At 64.5% G+C, this 20891-nt stretch carries 23 protein-coding genes; 22 read left to right on the top strand and 1 reads right to left on the bottom strand.

All coding sequences use genetic code 11. The features are described 5' to 3' along the window. The first annotated feature begins 49 nt into the window (after positions 1 to 49). The 7 genes from lepB (at position 50) to HMPREF1136_RS06735 (ending at position 6020) form a co-directional block, all read left to right on the top strand. Complete coding sequence (gene lepB / locus HMPREF1136_RS06765) at positions 50 to 796, top strand: signal peptidase I (RefSeq protein WP_009648583.1); 747 nt, start codon at positions 50 to 52, stop codon at positions 794 to 796. Further along, positions 793 to 1464, top strand: coding sequence for a ribonuclease HII (locus tag HMPREF1136_RS06760; RefSeq protein ID WP_034505261.1), 672 nt, complete (start codon positions 793 to 795; stop codon positions 1462 to 1464). Before lepB ends, HMPREF1136_RS06760 begins: the two co-directional genes overlap by 4 nt. Positions 1465 to 1519: 55 nt before the next feature. Beyond that, positions 1520 to 1819: a DUF2469 domain-containing protein gene (locus HMPREF1136_RS06755; RefSeq protein WP_021611788.1), complete on the top strand. Its 300-nt coding sequence runs from the start codon at positions 1520 to 1522 to the stop codon at positions 1817 to 1819. A 141-nt stretch (positions 1820 to 1960) separates the two neighbouring features. Next, positions 1961 to 2401: a YraN family protein gene (locus HMPREF1136_RS06750; RefSeq protein WP_034505259.1), complete on the top strand. Its 441-nt coding sequence runs from the start codon at positions 1961 to 1963 to the stop codon at positions 2399 to 2401. Continuing rightward, on the top strand, positions 2398 to 3945 hold the full coding sequence (locus HMPREF1136_RS06745) for a YifB family Mg chelatase-like AAA ATPase (RefSeq protein WP_009648592.1): 1548 nt from the start codon (positions 2398 to 2400) through the stop codon (positions 3943 to 3945). The genes HMPREF1136_RS06750 and HMPREF1136_RS06745 overlap by 4 nt, the downstream gene beginning before the upstream one ends. Next, positions 3935 to 5104, top strand: a complete 1170-nt coding sequence (gene dprA, locus HMPREF1136_RS06740; protein WP_009648631.1) for a DNA-processing protein DprA — start codon at positions 3935 to 3937, stop codon at positions 5102 to 5104. Before HMPREF1136_RS06745 ends, dprA begins: the two co-directional genes overlap by 11 nt. Before the next feature lie 4 nt (positions 5105 to 5108). Beyond that, positions 5109 to 6020 carry a tyrosine recombinase XerC gene (locus tag HMPREF1136_RS06735; protein ID WP_009648628.1) on the top strand — a complete coding sequence of 304 codons (912 nt, stop codon included), beginning with the start codon at positions 5109 to 5111 and terminating at the stop codon, positions 6018 to 6020. A 185-nt stretch (positions 6021 to 6205) separates the two neighbouring features. Here HMPREF1136_RS06735 and HMPREF1136_RS11245 read toward each other — a convergent pair whose 3' ends face one another. Next, positions 6206 to 6646, bottom strand: coding sequence for a M23 family metallopeptidase (locus HMPREF1136_RS11245; protein WP_269528462.1), 441 nt, complete (start codon positions 6644 to 6646; stop codon positions 6206 to 6208). 498 nt (positions 6647 to 7144) lie between these two features. Here HMPREF1136_RS11245 and rpsB point away from each other — a divergent pair, with 498 nt between their 5' ends. The 15 genes from rpsB (at position 7145) to def (ending at position 20859) form a co-directional block, all read left to right on the top strand. Further along, a complete protein-coding gene (gene rpsB, locus HMPREF1136_RS06725; RefSeq protein ID WP_009648601.1) occupies positions 7145 to 7972 on the top strand; it encodes a 30S ribosomal protein S2 in 828 nt (275 codons plus the stop codon). A gap of 26 nt (positions 7973 to 7998) precedes the next feature. After that, complete coding sequence (gene tsf / locus HMPREF1136_RS06720; protein WP_009648644.1) at positions 7999 to 8826, top strand: translation elongation factor Ts; 828 nt, start codon at positions 7999 to 8001, stop codon at positions 8824 to 8826. 130 nt (positions 8827 to 8956) lie between these two features. Continuing rightward, positions 8957 to 9667 (top strand): UMP kinase, encoded by a 711-nt coding sequence (gene pyrH / locus HMPREF1136_RS06715; protein ID WP_009648591.1) that lies wholly within the window; start codon positions 8957 to 8959, stop codon positions 9665 to 9667. Positions 9668 to 9705: 38 nt separating this feature from the next. Beyond that, a complete protein-coding gene (frr, locus tag HMPREF1136_RS06710; RefSeq protein ID WP_009648630.1) occupies positions 9706 to 10263 on the top strand; it encodes a ribosome recycling factor in 558 nt (185 codons plus the stop codon). Beyond that, entirely contained in the window at positions 10263 to 11174 is a 912-nt protein-coding gene (locus tag HMPREF1136_RS06705) for a phosphatidate cytidylyltransferase (protein WP_009648619.1), read from the top strand. Before frr ends, HMPREF1136_RS06705 begins: the two co-directional genes overlap by 1 nt. Before the next feature lie 53 nt (positions 11175 to 11227). Beyond that, positions 11228 to 12451 (top strand): 23S rRNA (adenine(2503)-C(2))-methyltransferase RlmN, encoded by a 1224-nt coding sequence (gene rlmN, locus HMPREF1136_RS06700; RefSeq protein WP_009648579.1) that lies wholly within the window; start codon positions 11228 to 11230, stop codon positions 12449 to 12451. Next, positions 12448 to 13068, top strand: coding sequence for a hypothetical protein (locus HMPREF1136_RS10695; RefSeq protein WP_009648608.1), 621 nt, complete (start codon positions 12448 to 12450; stop codon positions 13066 to 13068). Before rlmN ends, HMPREF1136_RS10695 begins: the two co-directional genes overlap by 4 nt. Then, the gene (locus HMPREF1136_RS06690; protein ID WP_009648589.1) at positions 13068 to 13616 is read left to right on the top strand and encodes a DivIVA domain-containing protein; all 549 of its coding nucleotides are present in this window, start codon (positions 13068 to 13070) and stop codon (positions 13614 to 13616) included. Before HMPREF1136_RS10695 ends, HMPREF1136_RS06690 begins: the two co-directional genes overlap by 1 nt. Further along, positions 13616 to 14887 (top strand): 1-deoxy-D-xylulose-5-phosphate reductoisomerase, encoded by a 1272-nt coding sequence (gene dxr / locus HMPREF1136_RS06685; RefSeq protein WP_009648640.1) that lies wholly within the window; start codon positions 13616 to 13618, stop codon positions 14885 to 14887. The genes HMPREF1136_RS06690 and dxr overlap by 1 nt, the downstream gene beginning before the upstream one ends. 2 nt (positions 14888 to 14889) lie before the next feature. After that, positions 14890 to 16131 carry a M50 family metallopeptidase gene (locus HMPREF1136_RS06680; protein ID WP_009648584.1) on the top strand — a complete coding sequence of 414 codons (1242 nt, stop codon included), beginning with the start codon at positions 14890 to 14892 and terminating at the stop codon, positions 16129 to 16131. A gap of 135 nt (positions 16132 to 16266) precedes the next feature. Next, the gene (gene ispG, locus HMPREF1136_RS06675; RefSeq protein ID WP_051023533.1) at positions 16267 to 17433 is read left to right on the top strand and encodes a flavodoxin-dependent (E)-4-hydroxy-3-methylbut-2-enyl-diphosphate synthase; all 1167 of its coding nucleotides are present in this window, start codon (positions 16267 to 16269) and stop codon (positions 17431 to 17433) included. Positions 17434 to 17451: 18 nt separating this feature from the next. Then, on the top strand, positions 17452 to 17955 hold the full coding sequence (locus tag HMPREF1136_RS06670; RefSeq protein WP_009648641.1) for a hypothetical protein: 504 nt from the start codon (positions 17452 to 17454) through the stop codon (positions 17953 to 17955). A gap of 109 nt (positions 17956 to 18064) precedes the next feature. After that, complete coding sequence (locus HMPREF1136_RS06665) at positions 18065 to 18481, top strand: hypothetical protein (protein WP_009648617.1); 417 nt, start codon at positions 18065 to 18067, stop codon at positions 18479 to 18481. 76 nt (positions 18482 to 18557) lie between these two features. Then, complete coding sequence (locus HMPREF1136_RS06660) at positions 18558 to 20366, top strand: proline--tRNA ligase (RefSeq protein WP_009648610.1); 1809 nt, start codon at positions 18558 to 18560, stop codon at positions 20364 to 20366. A gap of 1 nt (position 20367) precedes the next feature. Then, positions 20368 to 20859, top strand: coding sequence for a peptide deformylase (def, locus tag HMPREF1136_RS06655; RefSeq protein WP_009648613.1), 492 nt, complete (start codon positions 20368 to 20370; stop codon positions 20857 to 20859). Positions 20860 to 20891: the final 32 nt, after the last annotated feature.

Raw genomic sequence — 20891 nt, 5'->3', positions numbered from 1 at the left:
CGGGCCTCGCCGTATTCTTGGATGGTCCACGAGGAATAAAGGAGAATGCATGATCTCGACTGCAAGCCCTGAACTCGGACCGGCTCACGCGCCGTCGCTCCGGGATCGCGAGCGCGCGGAAGCACGGGCACGGCGTAACCCCTTGGTGTGGTTGCGCGAGATCATCGTTATCATCGTCGTTGCACTCCTCATCTCCTCACTGCTGCGTGCCTTCATCATCCAGGTCTTCTGGATCCCGTCTCCCTCGATGCGTAACACGCTGGTGGAGGACGACCGTATCGCGGTCTCCCGTGTCGATGCGCTTCGATCAAACATTCACCGTGGTGATGTCGTCGTCTTCGACGATACGCTCGGATGGCTTGGACCTACGGAGATCACGTCTCCCTCCGCGATCCGCAAGATCGGAGAGTTCACAGGCTTCGTCCCTGCCGGTGGCGAGCAGACTCTCGTGAAGCGTGTTATCGGTGTCGGTGGCGATCACGTGACGTGTCAGAGCACCACAGGCAAGGTCAGCGTCAACGGTGTTGAGATCGACGAACCCTACATCGCGAACGGGCAGGTGCCCTGCGGTGAGCGTACGTTCGATATCACCGTTCCCGAGGGACATCTGTGGGTCATGGGAGATAACCGTTCCAACTCCGCCGACTCGCGCTATCACATGGGTGAGGGCCAGTCTCCCTACGTCCCTGTCTCCTCGGTCGTTGGTACGGTTCAGGCCGTCATTTGGCCGACGTCTCACTGGAGTACGGATGTGGGCCGCCCCGAAGCCTTCGCATCCGTCCCCAAGTCCTCATGAGCACAGCCTCGCGTGACCTCGAGATGTCCCTCGCGACGCGCTGGGGGATCGTCGCCGGCATGGACGAGGTCGGTCGCGGTGCTCTCGCCGGCCCTGTCGCCGTCGGCGTCGCCCTCATCGGGGCGGACGCTCCGCCCGTCCCCGCCGGACTCACCGACTCCAAGGCGCTCACCCCGCGCCGTCGAGATGCTCTCGTCGAGCCTATTCAGTCCTGGGTCCAAGACTGTGCCGTCGGATACGCCTCGCCTCAGGAAATCGACCGGTGGGGGATCATTGTCGCGCTGCGCCTGGCTGGGCGTCGTGCCCTCGCCGAGGTCGCGAGCCGAGGCCTCGTCCCCGGCGGCGTCCTCTTGGACGGCTCCCATGACTGGCTGTCCGAACCCGACGACCTGTTCGGGGGCATCGACGGACCCGAGGATCCGTTCGGCGTCGCCCTTCCCGTTCGTATGCAGGTCAAAGCCGACCTATCCTGCGCGGTCGTGGCCGCCGCGTCCGTCCTGGCCAAGGTCGCGCGCGACCGCCTCATGACAGAGACCGAGGATCCCGGATACGGCTGGGCCTCGAATAAGGGATACGGCTCTGCCGCGCATGCGCGCGCTATCGCTGAGCTGGGTGTAAGCGATTTTCATCGGCGTTCATGGAAGATGCCGACGAAGCCCACAAAGTAGGGCGCGCCGGGGTGGCAGGGTGACCCATGTGGTCTTCCCCGGCATGATGGGGTCCGTGAGCGAAGAAATCGAAGGTTATGAGAACAACCTGGAGCTGGAGCTTTTCAAGGAATACCGCGACGTCATTGGCTTGTTTAAGTTTGTCGTGGAGACTGAGAGGCGTTTCTACCTGTGCAATCACGTCGATGTCCAGGCGCGTCCCGTCGGCGGCGACGTGTTTTTTGAGCTGACGCTGACCGACGCGTGGGTCTGGGACATCTATCGATCATCGCGTTTCGTACGATCAGTTCGCGTCATCACTTACAAGGACGTGAATGTCGAGGAGCTGTCGAAGCCAGAACTCGACATCCCGTAGCGTTCTCCATCCACAGACCCCTCGCCGTGTCGCAGCGTATCCACAGGGCCTCGCGCGTGCCGCCTCCTATCCACAGGGGGCGGTTTTCACGTTGAAAGCGGCGTGTCCTGGGGAGCAGTGTGGTCGTGGAGGTGAGCTCACATGGATTGCTCAACACGACCCGACCGGCGGGTCCTAGGTGTGGCGGGGGAATACACGGCGCGCCTGATCATCGAAGAGGCGGGCCTGCGTGTCCTGGAATGCAACTGGCGCGACGGCAGGCGCGGAGAGCTCGACATCATCGCTCGCGACGACACTGATCCGGGAAGCCCGTGGACTGTCGTCATTGAAGTTCGCACTCGGGTGGGCAGACAACGGGGGAGCGCTCTCGCGTCGGTAGATGCTCGCAAAGTCGCTCGGCTGCGCGCGCTCACGGGCGCGTGGTGTCGACAACGAGGCCGACTGGGGTCTCGCGTCCGCATCGATGTTGTGGCATTGACCCTGGATGCGCAGGCTTTGCGTCACTGGCCGGTCGTGACGTGCACTGATGTGGATCTGCGCCCGCTTGGCGCGCAGGTGGTCTGGCTGCGAGGTGTGCAATGAGCGGGCCGGGTCTTGCGCGTACCTACTCGATGAGTGTTGTCGGCATTGAGGGGCACTTGGTCGATGTTGAGACTTACGCGGGGGCTGGCCTCGTGGCCTTCACGCTCGTCGGACTGCTGGACACATCGGTTCGCGAGGCGCGCGACCGTGTGCGCGCCGCCTTCGAGTCCTGCGGATTGGACGTGCTGGATCAGCGCATCACCGTCAATCTTTCCCCAGCAGGCATCCCAAAGTCGGGGTCCGTCTTTGACCTAGCCATCGCCTCGTCCATTGCGCTGGCGACCGGCCTGGTGTTGCCCAGAGCCTTCGAGGACAGCGTCATCGTCGGAGAACTGGCCCTCGACGGGAGCATTCAACCCGTGCGAGGGGTACTGCCCGCCGTGCTGTCTGCTCGTTCGCTCGGGGTGCGCCGCGTCATCGTCCCCTCCGCCTGCGCGCGCGAGGCGCAGCTGGTCTCAGGGATCGAGGTCATTGCCTTCGAACACCTCGCGGATATGATCGCATGGGCTGGGGGAGAGGCAATCAAAGCGCCCTTTCATGGGCACCTGGGCGTGCGCCGCCGGGATTGTTCCGCGGAGGATGTCTCGATCCTCGACATGGCGGATGTTCGCGGCCAGCCCGATGCCGTTGCAGCCATGGAAGTCGCCGCTGCGGGAGGACACCACGTGTTTCTGCTGGGCGAGCCAGGCTCTGGCAAGACAATGCTCGCCTCGCGCCTTCCCACAATTTTGCCCGACCTGGACCCGGACACCGCCCTGGTCACCACGTCCCTGCACTCTGTCGCCGGCCTCGTCCCGACGGGCACGGCTCTCGTCACGCGTCCTCCGTTCCAGGCACCCCACCACTCGGTGACGATGGCTGCGCTCATCGGTGGCGGCTCTCGAACCCTCACGCCGGGCGCGGCATCGCTGGCCCACGGTGGGATTCTGTTCCTGGATGAGGCTGCCGAGTTTGCGCCTTCCGTTCTCGACTCCCTGCGTGAACCCATGGAATCGGGTGCTGTCAACCTGCACCGCTCGGGTATCCACGCGCGCTATCCAGCCTCGTTTCAGCTGGTCATGGCATCCAACCCGTGCCCGTGCGGAGGGAGGAGTGGTGGACGTCGCTGCACCTGCTCGTCTATCGCGCGGCGTCGCTACATGGCTCGCCTGTCCGGACCGTTGCTGGACCGCATGGACATTCGCATCGACGTGCACACCCCGACCCGCGCGGACATGGCGATAGGGGACTCGCGTGACTCGGCGACCATCCGGGAGCGGGTGGTGGTCGCGCGTGAACGAGCACGACACCGACTGGCCGACACGCCGTGGCACTGCAACGCGCAACTGCCCGGGGCATGGATCAGGCGGAACTCCGGCATCGACGCCGACCTGGTGGCTCAGCTCGACCGACTCGTCGACGCTGGGGCGTCGTCAATGCGAGGCATCGACCGAATGCTTCGGCTGGCATGGACGCTCGCTGATCTGGACGGTGCCCCTCACCCGACAATTGACCACATCGTTGCAGCGCAGCAGCTGCGGAACGGACACGATCATGACAACTGATGATGACATCTGGGAGGGTGCCTGGTGGTCCGCCATCTCCGAACCCGCCGACCCCGCAGCGCGCGTTGTGCGATCAGTCCTCGGGGATCGAGCGGGTCGCGAATGGCTCCAAGGGTCCTGGGCGGGCGTGCCCTCACTGCTTGCCGCCCATGCGAGAACGGACTGGTTCACGCAGTGGAATCGGTGGCAAGCGCGCGTGCACGAGGTTGATGTCGATCAGGACCTTGCCCGCGTTGAGCGGGCTGGAGGGGGTTTTGTGTCGCCGTCGGATCCTCGGTGGCCCTCGCAGCTCTCCTGCCTGGGTGACGATGAACCGCTCGGCCTGTGGTACCTCGGGACTCTGCCCAGTGATTCCAGCAGTGATGGGTGCGTGTCGATCATCGGAGCTCGTGCATCGACCGGAGCTGGCGGCAGGTGTGCCCGAAACATGGCCTATCACCTAGCGCGCTCGGGGTATACCGTCGTGTCGGGCGGTGCCATCGGCATCGACATCGAAGCGCACAGAGGCGCGATGGCGGGTGGTGGGGCGACGGTCGCCATCCTGGCGGGTGGCGTTCTCAACCCCTACCCGGCGTGTCACATCCCCGACTTCCGAGCAATGACGGCTGGGGGCGGTGTACTCATTTCAGAGGTGTCTCCCACCGCCCGGCCTGCGAAATGGCGTTTCCTCACCCGCAACCGGCTGATCGCCGCGTGGAGCGCCGCAACCATCGTCGTCGAGGCAGGGGCGCGCTCGGGAGCACTGGCGACGGCCCGGTGGGCGATGAGCTGCGGTCGGGAACTCGGTGCCGTGCCCGGCGCGGTCGATGCCCCCATGTCGGTGGGATGCCTCGAGCTGGCGCGCAACGGCGCGACAATCATTCGAGACGGGCGCGATGCTGCCGAGCTGGCCGGTCCCCTCGACGTCGACGCTGAGGCGACGCTGTTCGGAATGCCAGTTGAGGAAGACCACGGCATCGATGCACTGCCACCTATCGCCCGCCGCGTGTGGGAGGCGCTTCCACGCAGCGCTCCCGCTGGCGTACCCGCGATCTGCGCATCCGCTGGACTTGGACGAGACGAAGTGAATCGTGCCCTCATGGACTTAACAGTCGCTGGCCTCGTCACTAGCTCGACGCGCGGGTGGTCCCGCAGGCGGGGGAGCGACACCGTAGGATGAACGCATGAGTGAGAGCGTGGGGGACCAGTGGGGTGAATACCTGCGTGTGGGCAGGCGGATGAGCGAGCACACCGTAGACGCCTACCTGGGTGACCTGCGTGCTCTCCTGGACTACCTAGGAATCGGTTGGGATGCACCCGCCGGCGAGTTCGCGCATGCCCTCACGCAGCGCCGTATCCGTTCATGGCTCGCCGACACGCTGGTACACGGGGGAGCGCGCTCGACGATCGCTCGTCATACGGCAGCCGTTCGTAACTTCACCGCATGGGCCGTGCGAGAAGAAATACTGCCGAGCGACCCGGCAGCCGCTCTCTCCGGCCCTCGTGCCGATCAACGTCTACCCACGCCCCTCGACGAGTCCGACGCGCGTACCCTCATTAACCTCGCCAAGTCTGAGGCGCTGACCGGCGGCCCCTCGCAGATGCGCGCATGGGCGATCCTCGAACTCACATACGCGTGTGGGCTGCGTGTCTCAGAGGTGTGCGCGCTCGACGTGTCCTCACTCAATCGAGAGGCACTGACCGTCCGCGTCCTTGGTAAAGGCAACAAGGAGCGCGTCGTTCCCTACGGTCCGCCTGCCGAGGACGCCCTCGATCACTGGCTCGTACGAGGCCGACCTCAGTTGGCTGGGGAGACCAGCGGCAGCGCGCTCTTCCTCGGAGACCGAGGCGGGCGCATTGATCCGCGTGTTGTTCGCTCCATGGTCCATCGAATGGCCGCGAAGGCCGGAGTACATGACATTGCGCCCCACGGACTGCGCCACTCGACGGCCACCCACCTCCTCCAGGGCGGAGCCGACCTGCGCGCCGTCCAGGAAATGCTGGGCCACGCCTCCCTGGTGACGACCCAGCGCTACACCCACGTCGATACAGCCAGGCTCAGCGCCATCTACCAGCGTGCCCACCCCCGTGCCTGACACACGCACCCACGAGCCTGGCGCTTCCAACCCCCGCGTTGTGGGCGGCGCGGGGCCTGCCCGCCCGCTCACAACCGCGCAGAGAGCGGCGCTTGGCACGTCGTCAGATGCACGGCCAGGCCCTACAAGCCCCGCGCTGCCCCGCTCGAGTCACCGTCGCGCCCATGGGACGCGACGGGTTCTTGTCAGCTCCCATCCCAGGGCAGGAGCCGCGGCCTGTCGACCGTCAACCGGATCGGATCAACGTACGTTTTCGGTCCTGTCTTCGCTCCCCAGTGCAGGGTCTGCGATCCTTCCTCGACAGCGCCGATCTGCGCGCCCATCGTGACTGTATCTCCGACGCTCACGCTCGGCGTCACCGGTAGATAGGTCGACCAGATGGTGTGCCCGCGCGTCTCGTGCTGGATCGAGATAACCCCGCGCCCGCCGACCTGGCCCGCGAACGTCACCGTTCCGGAGGCGCACGCGTACACGGGTGATCCGCCCGGATACGTCAGGGTGACACCGCGCCTTCCAGGCAGCCAATCGTGGACGGGCGGTGCGAACGAAGAGGCGACGGGAACGGGGGAAAGCGTTGGCCACTGCCAACGCTCACGATGCTGCGCAGACCCAGCGGGTGCGCACATGACAAGTAGAAGACAGTACGACAGAGAGACGAGGAGAACGGCGCGCAGCAGACGGCGGCAACAGCGTAACGAGTTCATCTCTCCACCCTGCGCTCACCGAACCGACAGGACCACTCAGAACGGCGAGCCTGTGGACAGGCCGCGACACGTTCGGACCCCTGTGGATAACGACCCGCACCCACCGCCGACTGTGCGCGATCGACCAAGCTGACCCAGGCCTCGTCTATCCGTATGAAAGTCAGCACACTCACACCCCTCCTGTCACAGGAGAGTGTGCGGCGGTGAGGTAAGATGGCCGGGCACTTGTTTCGTGCAGGTGACTTCGCGTGCCATTTATCGCACGTCCACGGGCAACCAAAGGGCGGCGAGACGCGGTGGCTTCGGTCCCTACGGGGATGGTCGCCGGTCATGGCACCAGGGTGCGCACTGCGCACAGCAAACCGATAACCCGGGGGAAACCCCACTGATCACTCGCGACTTGCGGGGAAAGGACGAACCATGGCAGTCGTTACCATGCGTCAGCTCCTCGAGTCCGGTGTCCACTTCGGCCACCAGACTCGCCGTTGGAACCCGAAGATGAAGCGCTTCATCCTCACCGAGCGCAACGGCATCTACATCATCGACCTGCAGCAGACCATTGCTGACATCGATATCGCTTTCGACTTCGTGAAGCAGACCGTTGCCCACGGCGGCACCCTGCTCTTCGTCGGCACCAAGAAGCAGGCCCAGGAAGCCGTGGCCGAGCAGGCCCAGCGCGTCGGCATGCCCTACGTGAACCACCGCTGGCTCGGCGGCATGCTCACCAACTTCTCCACCGTTGCCACCCGTCTGCAGCGCCTGAAGGAACTCGAGCAGATCGACTTCGATGACGTGGCCTCCTCCGGTCACACCAAGAAGGAACTGCTCATGATGCGCCGCGAGAAGGACAAGCTCTCGCGTACCCTGGGCGGCATCCGCGACATGACCAAGGTTCCCTCGGCCGTGTGGATCGTCGACCCCAAGAAGGAGCACCTCGCGGTCTCCGAGGCTCGCAAGCTGCGCATCCCGATCGTCGCCATCCTGGACACCAACGCTGATCCGGACGAGGTCGACTACCGTATCCCCGGCAACGACGACGCTATCCGCGCCGTCGCGCTGCTCACCCGCGTGATCGCCGACGCCGTCGCTGAGGGCCTGATCGCCCGTTCCGACGTCCGCAAGGGCAAGGGCGAAGAGAGCGCTGCTGAGCCGCTGGCTGAGTGGGAGCGCGAGCTCCTCGAGGGCGAGGTCAAGGCTGACGAAGCCGCCGCCGAGGTTGCCGAAGAGTCGGCCACCAAGCAGGACTGAACGTTTTAACTGAGAGGAATCATCCGATGGCGAATTTCACCGCTGCAGATGTGAAGGCGCTGCGTGAGCAGACCGGCGCCGGCATGATGGATGTCAAGAAGGCTCTGACCGAGGCCAACGGCGACGCCGAGAAGGCCCTCGAGATCATCCGCCTGAAGGGCCTGAAGTCCCTGTCCAAGCGCGAGGGCCGCCAGGCCTCCGCCGGCCTGCTGGCCGCTCAGACCGACGGCACCGTCGGCGTGCTGGTCGAGGTCAACTCGGAGACCGACTTCGTCGCCAAGAACCAGAAGTTCATCGACTTCTCCAACGAGGTCCTGGCCGCCGCCGTCGCCTCCAAGGCTGCCGACCTGGACGCACTGCTCGCCGCCCCCATGGGCGAGGGCACCGTCAAGGATCGCCTGGACGCCTTCGCCGCCATCATCGGCGAGAAGCTCCAGGTTGGCCGCATCGTGCGCGTTGAGGGCGAGAACGTTGACCTCTACCTGCACCAGACGAACCCCGACCTGCCCCCGCAGGTTGGCGTCTTCGTCGTTACCGATGCCGCTGGCAAGTCCGTTGCCCACGACATCGCGATGCACGTTGCCGCTTACATGCCCGCCTACCTTGATCGCGATTCGGTTCCCGCCGACGTGCTCGACAAGGAGCGCGCTACCCTCGAAAAGATCACGCTCGAGGAAGGTAAGCCCGCCAACATCGTTCCCAAGATTGTTGAGGGCCGCCTGAACGCCTTCTTCAAGGACAACTGCCTTGTTGACCAGGCCTTCGCCCGTGACCCCTCGAAGTCCGTCGGCCAGGTCCTCAAGGAGGCCGGTGCCACGGTCACCAACTTCGTGCGCGTGCACGTGGGTGCCTGATCTGGTGACGTCGTCAGCTTGCTGACAGTTGGAAGCGGCTCCGCCCACCGGCGGGGCCGCTTCACTTTTACCAGGTAGTATGGTTACTAACCGTTCCGCCCACCCAGGGCCGTTAAAAAGGAGAAGCGTCATGTCGACGAAGCGCCGCGTTTTGCTCAAGCTTTCCGGAGAGGCATTCGGAGGTGGATCGATCGGCTTGGATCCCAAGGTCGTTCGCAACATCGCTGAGCAGGTGGCCACGGCCGTACGTGAGGGCGTCCAGGTTGCAATCGTTGTCGGCGGCGGTAACTTCTTCCGCGGTGCTCAGCTTGCCCGCGAGGGTCTGGAGCGTTCGCGCGCGGACTACATGGGGATGCTCGGTACCGTCATGAACGCCCTCGCCCTGCAGGATTTCATCGACCAGACCGGCGTGCCCGCTCGCGTCCAGACGGCGATCACGATGGCCCAGGTTGCCGAACCCTACCTGCCGCTGCGCGCGATTCGTCACCTGGAGAAGGGGCGCGTCGTTGTCTTCGGCGCTGGTGCTGGTCTGCCGTACTTCTCGACTGATACTGTCTCTGCCCAGCGTGCCCTGGAGATTCACTGTGATGAGCTGCTCGTCGCTAAGAACGGCGTGGACGGCGTCTACGACGATGACCCGAATAAGAATCCCGATGCGCGCCGCTTTGACACGTTGACCTACTCGGAGGCCCTGCGCCGTGACCTGAAGGTGATCGATGGCTCGGCGCTGGCGCTGTGCCGCGAGAATGGTCTGACGACTCGTATTTTCGGCATGGGCGAAGACGGGGCTGTTACCCGCGCGCTGATGGGCGATGAAATCGGTACCCTAGTGACGGCGTGATATAACCTTCACAGACCACTGACGTTAAGGAGCACATAGTGATCGACGATATCCTCCTCGAAGCTGAGGAAAAGATGGACAAGGCCGTCGAGGCGGCCCGCCACGAGTTCACGAACATCCGCACGGGACGCGCGACGTCTTCGATGTTCGAGCAGCTGCTGGTGGACTACTACGGCGCACCCACGCCGATGCAGCAGCTTGCGAGCTTCCAGATTCCCGAGGCTCGCACGGTCCTCATCTCGCCCTTCGACCGTACGGCGACCCAGGAGATCATCCGCACGCTGCGCGAGTCCGACCTGGGTGTGAACCCGACCGACGACGGCAACGTTGTGCGCGTCGTTCTGCCCGCTCTGACCGAGGAGCGCCGTAAGGAGTACGTGAAGCAGGCTAAGAGCAAGGCCGAGGACGGCCGCGTGTCCGTGCGCGGTGTGCGTCGTAAGGCCAAGGATCAGCTTGATCGCCTCAAGAAGGACGGCGAGGCTTCCGAGGACGACGTCGAGCGCGCAGAGAAGCACCTTGACTCGACGACTAAGGCCCACACTGAGCAGATCGACAAGATGCTCGCGACGAAGGAAAGCGAACTGCTGACGATCTGATGGCGTCAACGGATCCTTCACTGCTGGCTCGTATCTTTTCCCCTGGTCCCACGCGCGATAATCATCCCGCGAGTGGGGCCACGGGGAAGGCGGGTCGTAATCTTGCGCAGGCAATCACGACGGCGGTCGTTCTGATCGCCGCTGTCGCGGTTCCCCTGTTTACGTCGCTGCCCGCATTCGTAGGTGTTATTGCATTCGTGTGTCTGGTGGGCATTTGGGAGTTGGCTGGCGCGTTTGTGCGCATGGGCATCACCCTGGCTGTGACACCGCTGTACGTGGGTGCGATCGGCATGGTGACGTGCGCGTGGTGGCTCGGCAGCGAGGGAATGCTCTTCGCTCTCTACATCACGGTGTTCGTGTGCGCTGCGTGGCGTCTGCTGGATCGGCGTCAGGAATCGAGGATGAGTGATGTCGTCTCGACGACGTTCACGGCGGCGTATGTGCCGTTCCTGGCCTCGTTCGTGGTGCTTATGCTCGCCGCGTGGCGTAACCCGTGGGTGTTCGTGGTTTTCGAGTTGATGGTGATCGCCAATGATACGGGCGGCTGGGCTGCCGGTGTTCTGTTCGGTAAGCACCCGATGGCACCTGCGCTTTCTCCGAAGAAGTCGTGGGAGGGTTTTGCCGGTTCGGCGCTGACTGCGGTCGGCGTGGGAACGGTTGGCCTGTGGTGGTTGGGTGCCGCCTGGTGGTGGGGAATCATCGCCGGCATCTCGATTGCGTTTGTGGGCACGATGGGTGATCTCACGGAGTCGCTCATTAAGCGTGAGGCGGGCCTGAAAGACATGTCGAAGATTCTGCCCGGGCACGGTGGTGTTCTCGACCGAGTGGACGCGCTGCTCATGAGCGCGCCGGTCGCCTACTTCATTTTTGCGTGGGCGCTGCCGGGTATTTCTTGGGAGTCCAAGCATTGAGTCAATCGACGAAGGGTCGTTCCGGGTCCGATAGGCGTGAGAGGGACGAGGCCGTGGCTGCGTCCCCGATTCGCCGTAGTCCGCGGCGCGAGGTGCGTCCGACGGATCAACCTCCGGAGGGTGCGACGCACAAGGATGCGAAGCCTGTCTTGTCGTTTACTGCGAAGCGCAGGGGCAAGGCTCCGTCGCATCTGGCGGATCTCGACGCCGCAGGACGCAAGCAGGTCCTGAAGGATCTGGGCCTGCCCGCATTCCGTGCCGACCAGTTGTCGCGTCATTACTTCACGCACTTCGAGGCGGATCCGGAGCGCATGAGTGATATTCCGGCAGGTATGCGCGCGCAGGTGCGTGAGGCGCTTCTGCCGACTCTCGTGTCGAAGGTTGTCTCGTTGGAGGCGGATGGCGGTCGCACGATCAAGGATCTGTGGCGTCTCTATGACGGCGCGCAGGTCGAGTCGGTCCTTATGCGTTATCCGCAGCGTACGACTCTGTGCGTGTCGTCGCAGGCGGGGTGCGGTATGGCGTGCCCGTTCTGCGCGACAGGCCAGATGGGTCTGACCCGTAATCTGTCGACGGCCGAGATCGTCGATCAGGTTCGCTACGCGCAGGCCGCGTGCCGCGACGGCGCGTTGGCGGGTGGCCCGACGACTCTGTCGAACATCGTGTTCATGGGGATGGGGGAGCCGTTGGCCAACTACAAGACGGTCATCGGTGCGTTGCATCGCCTCATTGATCCGGCACCTGAGGGCTTTGGTATGAGCGCTCGCAACATCACTGTCTCTACGGTTGGCTTGGTTCCGGCGATCCGCAAGCTGGCGGGGGAGGGGATGCCGGTGACGCTGGCCGTGTCCCTGCATGCTCCCGATGATGACCTGCGCGATGAGCTGATTCCGATCAACTCGCGGTGGAAGGTGGGTGAACTCCTCGATGCGGCCCGCGCCTACTTCCTGGCGACCGGTCGCCGCGTCTCGATCGAGTACGCGCTCATTAAGGACATGAACGATCAGGAGTGGCGTGCGCAGCTCCTGGCCGATGAACTCAATAGACGAGGCCATGGCTGGGTTCACGTGAATCCGATTCCCTTGAACCCGACGCCCGGTTCCATTTGGACGGCATCGACGAGGCACGCCCAAGACGCTTTCGTGAGTCGGCTGCGTGACAATGGCATTGCCACATCGATCCGTGACACACGCGGCTCGGATATCGATGGAGCGTGCGGTCAGCTCGCGACCGCGGTCGCCGAAGGTAAGCGCGGGCCTGGGAAGGAGAACGCATGATTAGGAAAGATTTTTCGCGCAGCTTTTTGCGTATGGGATACGACGCGAGTGAAGTTCTGAGCTTCCTCGTTGACATCGAGCGCACCATCACGGGCGAGGAAACCGATCCTGAGAAGGTCATTACCGCTCAGAAGGCGGAGGACCAGGAGTTTTCCGTGAAGTGGCGTGGCTTCAATGATGAAGAGGTCGACATGGAGATTGATCGGCTGATTCAGGTGTTGCGAGGCCTTGATCGCCAGCGCGAGCAGGCGGCGCAGAACGCCGAGCAGACTGAGACGGCTGCTGTTCCGGCCCAGCCTGCCGCGGCCTCGGCGCCGGTGGCTGCACCTGCGCAGCCCGCGCCGATTGCCGCCGTTGCGCAGATGCCCCAGGTAGCCGCTGGTGGCGCAGGCGTTGCGGGTGCCGCGTTGCCAGAGGGGACCGCGACGGAAAGCTCAGCTGTGCCGCTCGCGCGCGTGTCCGCTACGCTGCCTACGACTGACGATTTCATCTCGGCACCGCCTGTGGCGATTCCTGATGCCGAGCCGATGGCTCTGCCCGCCGAGTATGCCGATTTCGGCACGCAGAAGGCCGTTGATGACATTCTTCGTTCCATGACTCAGAGTAAGGAGCAATGATGGCTGAGTTCCCGAGGGTCGGTTTCTTCTCGAAGGGATACGACTGCGGACAGGTGGATGCGTTCTTTGAGGATGCGCGACGCGCGTATGAGGGCGGTGTGCCTCCGGAGCAGTTTAGTGCGGAGCAGGTGCGCCTGGCGACGTTCGAGCTGAAGAATCGTGGCTACCAGATCGAGGCCGTGGACGGTGCGATGAACCGCCTCGAGGCGGCGTTTATCAACCGCGACCGCGCCGACTCCGTGGCGGCTGAGGGTGAGGCTGCGTGGTATAACCGCGTCGCTGATCGTGCGACCACCCTGTACCCGCGTCTGCAGCGCCCGCGCGGTGAGCGTTTCTCGAATCCGACGAGTGGACGCGGCTACAGCTGCGAGGAGGTCGACGATCTGCTTGATCGCATCGCCGCTTACTTCGACGAGGCCGAAGAGTTGACTGCGAACGAGATTCGCACGGCGACGTTCCGGCCTAAGCGCGGCAAGAAGGCGTACGCGGAGGGGCCGGTGGATGCCTACTTGGCTCGCGCGATCGAGATCCTGCTCGCGGTCGACTGATGGAGGCTCGCGAGACGACCCTGATGGGTCCTGCCCCCGTTGTTTTGTTGGGCTCGACCGGTTCGATTGGTACTCAGGCGCGAGAGGTCATTGAGGCGCACAGGGGTCGTTTCGATGTGCTGGGTCTGAGTGCGGGCGGCTCGTCGATCACCGAGTTGGCTGCGCAGATCGTGGCCCTGACACCCGCGTACGTGGGTGTGGCGCGGGACGTGCGCGAGGAGTTGGCGGCTGCTGTCGAGTCGATGGGCGGCACGTGCCCCGAGGTGTTTGTGGGTGAGAATGCCTCCGTTGAGGTCGTGTGTGCCTCGGTCGAATTGGCGGCGCAGCTGTATCCTTGCGAGACGCCGGTGGTCCTCAATGGCATTACGGGTGGCGTCGGTTTGTCCTCGACGCTCGCGGCCCTCAACTGCGGGGCACGCCTGGCGCTGGCGAATAAGGAATCCCTGGTCGTGGGCGGCGCGTTGGTCAAGAACGCGATGCGTTTCCCGGGCCAGATCGTGCCGGTCGATTCGGAGCACTCGGCGATTGCCCAGGCGTTGGCCTCGGGCGTGCATGAGCGTGGTCTGACCTCGCCGGTCGTTTCTGGCCGTTCGGAGGTGGCCGATCTGGTGCTGACAGCCTCAGGCGGTCCTTTCCGCGGGCGTACTCGCGATCAACTGCGTGGGGTGCGTGCGGCGCAGGCGCTCGCACACCCGACCTGGAATATGGGTCCGGTCGTGACGATTAACTCCTCGACGCTGATTAACAAGGGCCTGGAACTCATCGAGGCACACCTGCTGTTTGATGTGGAGCCGGAGCATATTGTGGCGACGGTTCATCCTCAGTCGATCGTCCATTCGATGGTGACGTGGCGCGACGGGGCGACGACGCTGCAGGCGTCGCCTCCGGACATGCGGCTGCCGATTGCGTTGGGTCTGACGTGGCCTGAGCGCTTGGATGACGTGGAGGCACCTCTCACGTGGGGCAGTCCGTCGCAGTGGACTTTTGAGCCGGTCGATAACGAGACGTTCCCGGCGATTAACTTGGCCCGTTTTGCTGTGGGTGCGTCGGCCACTCACCCCGCGGTGCTCAACGCCGCGAACGAGGTCATGGTGGATGCCTTTATCGACGGTGTTGTGCCGTGGCTGGCGATTGTCGACACGGTGTCGGCTGTCGTTCATGAGCATGAGGGCGTCGCCGATCCGACGCTGGAGGATATTCTGGCCGCGCAGAGTTGGGCCGATCAGCGCGCACGCGAATATATCGGTGCCGGCCAGTGGAAGGATCAGTGAGCGTGGGTTCGATTACGGGTATCGTCGTCATCATCATCGGTATTTTGGCGTCGGTGGCTCTCCATGAGGTGGGGCATATGCTGCCCGCGAAGAAGTTCGGCGTCTTGGTGCCGGATTACGCGGTGGGCTTCGGCCCTGCCCTGTGGAAGAAGAAGATCGGCGATACCACGTACGCTTTGCGCGCGATCCTGGTTGGCGGCTACGTCAAGATCGTCGGTATGTATGCTCCGGCTCGCCCGGGCACGCGCCTCGTGGGGCGGCGCGGAAAGGTGACGCTCGCGCAGGAAGCCAGGGAGGCCTCGGCCGAGGAGATCCCGCAGGGCCAGGAGCATCGCGCGTTTTACCTGCTGAGCGCACCGAAGAAGATCACGGTTATGCTCTGCGGTCCGCTCATGAACCTGCTGATCTGTTTTGTACTCAGCGCTGTGACCATGGTGGGCATTGGCGCGCCCGCTGCGTCTCGCACGATTGCTTCGGTGTCCGCAACGATCCAGACATCGGAGGGGGAGATCGCCTCTCCGGCGTACGAGGCCGGGGTTCGTCCCGGGGACACGGTCCTTGCGTGGAACGGAACGCCGATCGAGACCTTCGCACAGTTCCAGCGGGCGGTGGGTGCTACCCCGGAGGGTGAGTCTGCTGTGCTCACGGTCGGACGTGACGGGACGACCGTGGATCTGACGGTGACCCCGGTGACGGGCGCGCGGGGTGCCCGGTATGTGGGCGTGACGGCCGGGTACGAGTATGTGTCCGCGTCGCTGACGGATGTGCTGCAGGCCGACTGGCAGATGTTTACGGGAACTGCATCTGTCATCGTGCGCCTGCCCCAAGCCGTGTGGCAGGTCGGACGCTCCGTCGTGACCGACGAGCAGCGCGATGCGACCGGCGTCGTCTCGGTTGTGGGCGTGGGCCGCATGGCGGGTGAAGTGACGGGAGATTCGGCGGCGTTGGGCCTGCGTGACACTCGTCAGGTGGTGGGCGCGCTGCTCAGTCTGCTGGCCTCATTGAACATGGCGCTCTTTGTCTTCAACCTGATCCCGCTGCCGCCTCTGGATGGCGGACACATCCTGGGCGCGGTGTATGAGGGCGTGCGTCGTCAGGTTGCGAGCCTGCGCGGCAAGGAGGATCCCGGTCCGGCCGACACTGCGCGTCTGGTTCCTCTTACCTGGGCGGTTGGAGGGGTTCTCATCGTGATGAGTTTCATTCTTATCGTCGCCGACATCGTCAAGCCCATTTCGCTTAGCTGATCCCGGTGTGCCCAGCTCCTCGACAAAGAATGCGTGGAGGCGAGGAAAGCGAGCCTGACCACGTGGGCGGTGCCCGCGTGGGAAGGATGCGCCCGGGTAAGCGATAATGGGCGGGTGAGTGAAATCAATCTTGGTATGCCTTCAGTTGCCACGTCGCCGTTCCCGCGCAAGCCGACGCATCAGCTGATGGTCGGAAACGTTCCCGTGGGCGGCGGGGCACCGGTGTCCGTCCAGTCTATGACGACGACGAAGACGCACGACATCGGCGCGACGCTGCAGCAGATCGCCGAGCTGACGGCCGCAGGCTGCGACATCGTTCGAGTCGCCTGCCCGACGGATAAGGACGCGGAGGCGCTGCCGATCATCGCCCAGCAGTCGCGTATCCCTGTTATCGCCGACATCCACTTCAAGCCGAAGTACGTCTTCCAGGCGATTGAGGCCGGTTGCGGTGCTGTGCGCGTGAACCCGGGCAACATCCGCAAGTTCGACGACCAGGTCAAGGACATCTGCAAGGCCGCCTCCGATCACGGTGTGTCCCTGCGTATCGGCGTCAACGCCGGTTCGCTGGACCCGCGCCTGCTCAAAAAGTACGGTCGTGCCACGCCCGAGGCGCTGGTTGAATCCGCGATCTGGGAGGCCTCGCTCTTCGAGGAGAACGACTTCCACGACTTTAAGATCTCGGTCAAGCACCACGACGTGCTCACCATGGTCCAGGCGTATCGCATGCTCTCCGAGGCGGGCGACTGGCCGTTGCACCTGGGCGTGACCGAGGCCGGCCCTGCTTTCCAGGGCACCATCAAGTCCGTCTCTGCCTTCTCTATCCTGCTGGCCGAAGGCATCGGCGACACGATCCGTGTTTCTCTGTCGGCTCCTCCCGTCGAGGAAGTCAAGGTCGGCACGAAGATGCTGGAGTTCCTGGGCCTGCGTGAACGCACGCTCGAGATCGTGTCCTGCCCGTCGTGCGGTCGCGCCCAGGTGGACGTGTGGACACTGGCAGAGAACGTCACCGAAGGCCTCAAGGAACTGACCGTTCCGCTGCGCGTGGCCGTCATGGGCTGCGTCGTCAATGGCCCCGGTGAAGCCCGTGAGGCAGACCTGGGTGTCGCGTCGGGCAACGGCAAGGGCCAGATTTTCATCCGCGGCAAGGTCGTCGAGACCGTCCCCGAGGACCAGATCGTCGAAACCCTCATCCGCCGTGCGAACGCGCTGGCCGAGGAGATGGGCCTGGAGCCTGGTTCCGGTACCGTCGAGGTGAATCCGATTACCGCCCCGGAAGGCAAGCTTCCGGGCAGTGGATGTTGAGAGATAAAGAGGAACCCCATGCGTCTTCGTACCCTTGTCTGCCTGTCCCTCGTGGGCGGCGCGTGCGTCCTGGCCGCGACCGGCTTTCCGCGCCGCATTGGTCTAACCGCTTCCCAGGCGGATGTGTCCCTTCCCGGCGACCTGCTGCTGCCCGGCGCAAACGTAGTCGTGGACCGCGGTATCGCCATTGACGCCCCGGCTTCGGTCGTCTGGGACGTCCTGGGTCACGTGTTCGAACCCGCCGATGAGTCGACGATCATCGAGATCGCTGATGAGGACCACGTCCTGATGCACGTGGCCGCGCCTGCTGCGCCCGGGGATGCCCCGGCCTCGGGAACCTGCGTGATCGCCCTGCTTCCCCTGTCGCCGTCGCGCACCCTGCTGCACATTCGTGAACGTCATGAGGCGCACGGACGCGAACGCGCGCTCGTCTGGGCGGGCGTGGCAGCCGAGTCCCTGTCCTCCCTGTCGATGCTGCGTGACCTGCGTGATGCATGTCTGGCACACGCCGTCGACGCCTGAGTCACACGGATCCGCCCCTGTTTCGGGTGGCGCACTCATCCCCGCGGTGTTGTAGTATCGAGCTACACGCAACGCCGACGGGGATGTTGCGCTTTCTGAAGGGTGACCAATGCTCCTCAACGCCACCGCACTGCTTGCGGTCATCGGCCTGCTCATCGCACTTCTGTGGGCGTGGGTGTGGTCTGGCGTGTTCGCGAGTTCCCGACGCGTTGCGATGCGCATGGACATGCGCGGTGGCTCGGCCAGTGCGGAGCTGAACCGTGTTGTGTGGCCGCTGATGCCTCTGCTCTCCCTCGTTTGGTTTGTGACTGCCGACCTCGTGGGTCACGAGGCAGTCGGCGCAGACACCATGGGGTCGTGCGCGCTGCTCCTGGGCCTTTTCGGCGTGATGATCGCCGTCGCGATTCAGTCCCTGTACCTGGGGGGACTGCCCGAGTGGGCATACCCGGGGTGGATGGCACGTCGCTACTACGTGGCAAATCCGGGTGCTCGCGAGCGCGAGCTGGGCGCGGGCGCGGTGATCTAACGGGTTCATGCCCTGATGAGGGGTCACACGGCTGTGCCGGTGGCCTTAAAACCCGAGCGTGCCGTACTCTTGGAGCATGCTTCGAAATCTCTCGACTTTCTTCCTGCGAACTCTGCGTGAGGACCCGGCTGACGCCGAGGTCAATTCCCACAAGCTGCTGGTTCGCGCCGGTTACATTCGCCGCTGTGCCCCCGGCATCTACACGTGGCTGCCCCTCGGCCTGCGTACGCTGCGCAAGATCGAGGACATCGTCCGCGAGGAAATGGACGCGATGGGTGCACAGGAGGTGCACTTCCCGGGCCTGATCCCCGCTGACCCCTACAAGGCGACGAACCGCTGGGAAGAGTACGGCCCGACGCTGTTCAAGCTCAACGACCGTAAGGGCGGCGACTACCTGCTGGCCCCCACGCACGAGGAGATGTTCACGCTCCTCGTCAAGGACATGTACTCCTCGTACAAGGACCTGCCCGCCACCCTCTACCAGATTCAGACGAAGTATCGCGACGAGGCCCGCCCGCGCGCCGGCCTGATCCGCGGGCGTGAGTTCGTCATGAAGGACGCCTACTCCTTCGACATCGATGACGAGGGACTGGACGCCTCCTACCAGGCTGAGCGCGACACCTATGAGCGCATCTTCCAGCGTCTGGGCCTGCGCTACGTCATCGTGTCCGCGATGAGCGGCGCGATGGGCGGCTCGCGCTCCGAGGAGTTCCTGCACCCCTCGCCGATCGGTGAGGACACCTTCGTGGCGTCCCCGGGTGGCTACGCCGCCAACGCCGAGGCTGTGACCACCCCCGTCCCCGAGGCCGTCGACGCGTCGGGTGTTCCCGCGCCCGTCGAGGTTCCCACGCCCGACGCTCCGACGATTGAGGCGCTCGTGGATCTGCTCAACGAGCGCTACCCGCGTGAGGACCGCCCCTGGACCGCCGCCGACACGCTGAAGAATGTTGTCGTGACGCTCACCCACCCGGACGGTGAGCGCGAGCTGCTCGTCGTGGGTATCCCCGGCGACCGCGACGTCGACATGAAGCGCCTCGAGGCCGCCGTGGCTCCCGCCGAGGTCGACATGGCGTCGGATTCGGACTTCGAGCCGCACCCCGAACTGGTGCGCGGATACATCGGCCCCACGGTGCTGGGACCCAACTCGCCGCGGCGCGTCGTTGATGAGGAAGGCAACGCCTCCGGTTCTGTGCGCTACCTGGTGGATCCGCGCGTCGTCGAGGGCACCGCATGGGTCACGGGCGCGAACGCCGAGCAGCGTCACGTTCTGAACCTCGTCATGGGCCGCGACTTCACGGCCGATGGCACCATCGAGGCCGCCGAGGTGCGCGAGGGCGACCTGGCACCCGACGGCTCGGGTCCCCTCCACCTGGAGCGCGGCATCGAGATCGGCCACATCTTCCAGCTGGGCCGCAAGTACGCCAAGGCCTTGGGCCTGACCGTCCTCGATGAGAACGGCAAGGCCCAGGTCGTGACCATGGGCTCCTACGGCATCGGCGTCACCCGCGTCATGGCTGCCCTGGCTGAGGCGAACTGCGACGACAAGGGCCTGAGCTGGCCCGCGCAGATTGCCCCCTTCGACGTGCACGTCCTGGCCACCGGCAAGGGCGACGAGGTCTTCGAGACCGCTCAATCGCTGGGCGAGCAGCTTGACGCGGCCGGCCTGGACGTCCTCGTCGACGACCGCCGTAAGGTTAGTGCCGGCGTGAAGTTCAAGGACTACGAGCTGGTCGGCGTGCCCTTCGGTCTGGTTGTTGGTCGTTCGCTGGCCGACGGAGAGGTCGAGATCCGCGTGCGTGCCACAGGCGAGACCATCGTCGTGCCCGTCGAGGAAGCCGTCGCGCGTCTGCGCGAGCTGCATGCCGCAGCCCTGAAGGGGGAGTGACATGGCGATCCGTCCCATCCGCATCATCGGTGACCCCGTGCTGCGCACGGTGTGCGACCCGATCACGGAGATCACCCCGAATGTGAAGGCTCTCGTCGAGGACCTCCTCGAGGGCGTCGATATGGAGGGCCGCGCCGGCCTGGCCGCTAATCAGATCGGCGTCAGCCTGCGTGCCTTCTCCTGGAACATCGACGGGGAGATCGGCTACGTGCTCAACCCCCGTATCGTTGCCCTGAGCGAAGACGAGTATCAGGACGGCGACGAAGGCTGCCTGTCGGTTCCGGACCTGTGGTATCCGACCGAGCGTGCCTGGTATGCCCGCTGCGAGGGTACCGACCTGGACGGCAAGAAGGTTGTTGTCGAAGGTGAGGAACTCATGGCTCGTTGCATCCAGCACGAGTGCGATCACCTCGACGGACACATCTACATCGACCGCCTGGATCGACCGACCCGCAAGAAGGCGCTGCGCGACATTCGTAAGGCTGGATTCTGACCTGCCGGAAGTTGATCAAAGTGCGAAACGCG

Origin of the sequence: Actinomyces sp. ICM47, from assembly GCF_000278725.1 — a bacterium.
In the GTDB taxonomy this organism is placed as follows: domain Bacteria; phylum Actinomycetota; class Actinomycetes; order Actinomycetales; family Actinomycetaceae; genus Pauljensenia.
The sequence above is the reverse complement of the archived record's forward strand: the minus strand, read 5'-3'. Positions and strand labels throughout refer to the sequence as shown.

Coding starts and splice junctions, on each gene's coding strand:
- HMPREF1136_RS06750 (WP_034505259.1), top strand. CDS start 1,961: ATGGATTGCTCAACACGACCCGACCGGCGGGTCCTAGGTGTGGCGGGG.
- pyrH (WP_009648591.1), top strand. CDS start 8,957: ATGTCGACGAAGCGCCGCGTTTTGCTCAAGCTTTCCGGAGAGGCATTC.
- HMPREF1136_RS06735 (WP_009648628.1), top strand. CDS start 5,109: ATGAGTGAGAGCGTGGGGGACCAGTGGGGTGAATACCTGCGTGTGGGC.
- HMPREF1136_RS06760 (WP_034505261.1), top strand. CDS start 793: ATGAGCACAGCCTCGCGTGACCTCGAGATGTCCCTCGCGACGCGCTGG.
- HMPREF1136_RS06690 (WP_009648589.1), top strand. CDS start 13,068: ATGGCTGAGTTCCCGAGGGTCGGTTTCTTCTCGAAGGGATACGACTGC.
- def (WP_009648613.1), top strand. CDS start 20,368: ATGGCGATCCGTCCCATCCGCATCATCGGTGACCCCGTGCTGCGCACG.
- HMPREF1136_RS10695 (WP_009648608.1), top strand. CDS start 12,448: ATGATTAGGAAAGATTTTTCGCGCAGCTTTTTGCGTATGGGATACGAC.
- dxr (WP_009648640.1), top strand. CDS start 13,616: ATGGAGGCTCGCGAGACGACCCTGATGGGTCCTGCCCCCGTTGTTTTG.
- HMPREF1136_RS06660 (WP_009648610.1), top strand. CDS start 18,558: ATGCTTCGAAATCTCTCGACTTTCTTCCTGCGAACTCTGCGTGAGGAC.
- HMPREF1136_RS06745 (WP_009648592.1), top strand. CDS start 2,398: ATGAGCGGGCCGGGTCTTGCGCGTACCTACTCGATGAGTGTTGTCGGC.
- HMPREF1136_RS06665 (WP_009648617.1), top strand. CDS start 18,065: ATGCTCCTCAACGCCACCGCACTGCTTGCGGTCATCGGCCTGCTCATC.
- tsf (WP_009648644.1), top strand. CDS start 7,999: ATGGCGAATTTCACCGCTGCAGATGTGAAGGCGCTGCGTGAGCAGACC.
- rpsB (WP_009648601.1), top strand. CDS start 7,145: ATGGCAGTCGTTACCATGCGTCAGCTCCTCGAGTCCGGTGTCCACTTC.
- HMPREF1136_RS06705 (WP_009648619.1), top strand. CDS start 10,263: ATGGCGTCAACGGATCCTTCACTGCTGGCTCGTATCTTTTCCCCTGGT.
- dprA (WP_009648631.1), top strand. CDS start 3,935: ATGACAACTGATGATGACATCTGGGAGGGTGCCTGGTGGTCCGCCATC.
- lepB (WP_009648583.1), top strand. CDS start 50: ATGATCTCGACTGCAAGCCCTGAACTCGGACCGGCTCACGCGCCGTCG.
- ispG (WP_051023533.1), top strand. CDS start 16,267: ATGCCTTCAGTTGCCACGTCGCCGTTCCCGCGCAAGCCGACGCATCAG.
- HMPREF1136_RS06670 (WP_009648641.1), top strand. CDS start 17,452: ATGCGTCTTCGTACCCTTGTCTGCCTGTCCCTCGTGGGCGGCGCGTGC.
- HMPREF1136_RS11245 (WP_269528462.1), bottom strand. CDS start 6,646: ATGTGCGCACCCGCTGGGTCTGCGCAGCATCGTGAGCGTTGGCAGTGG.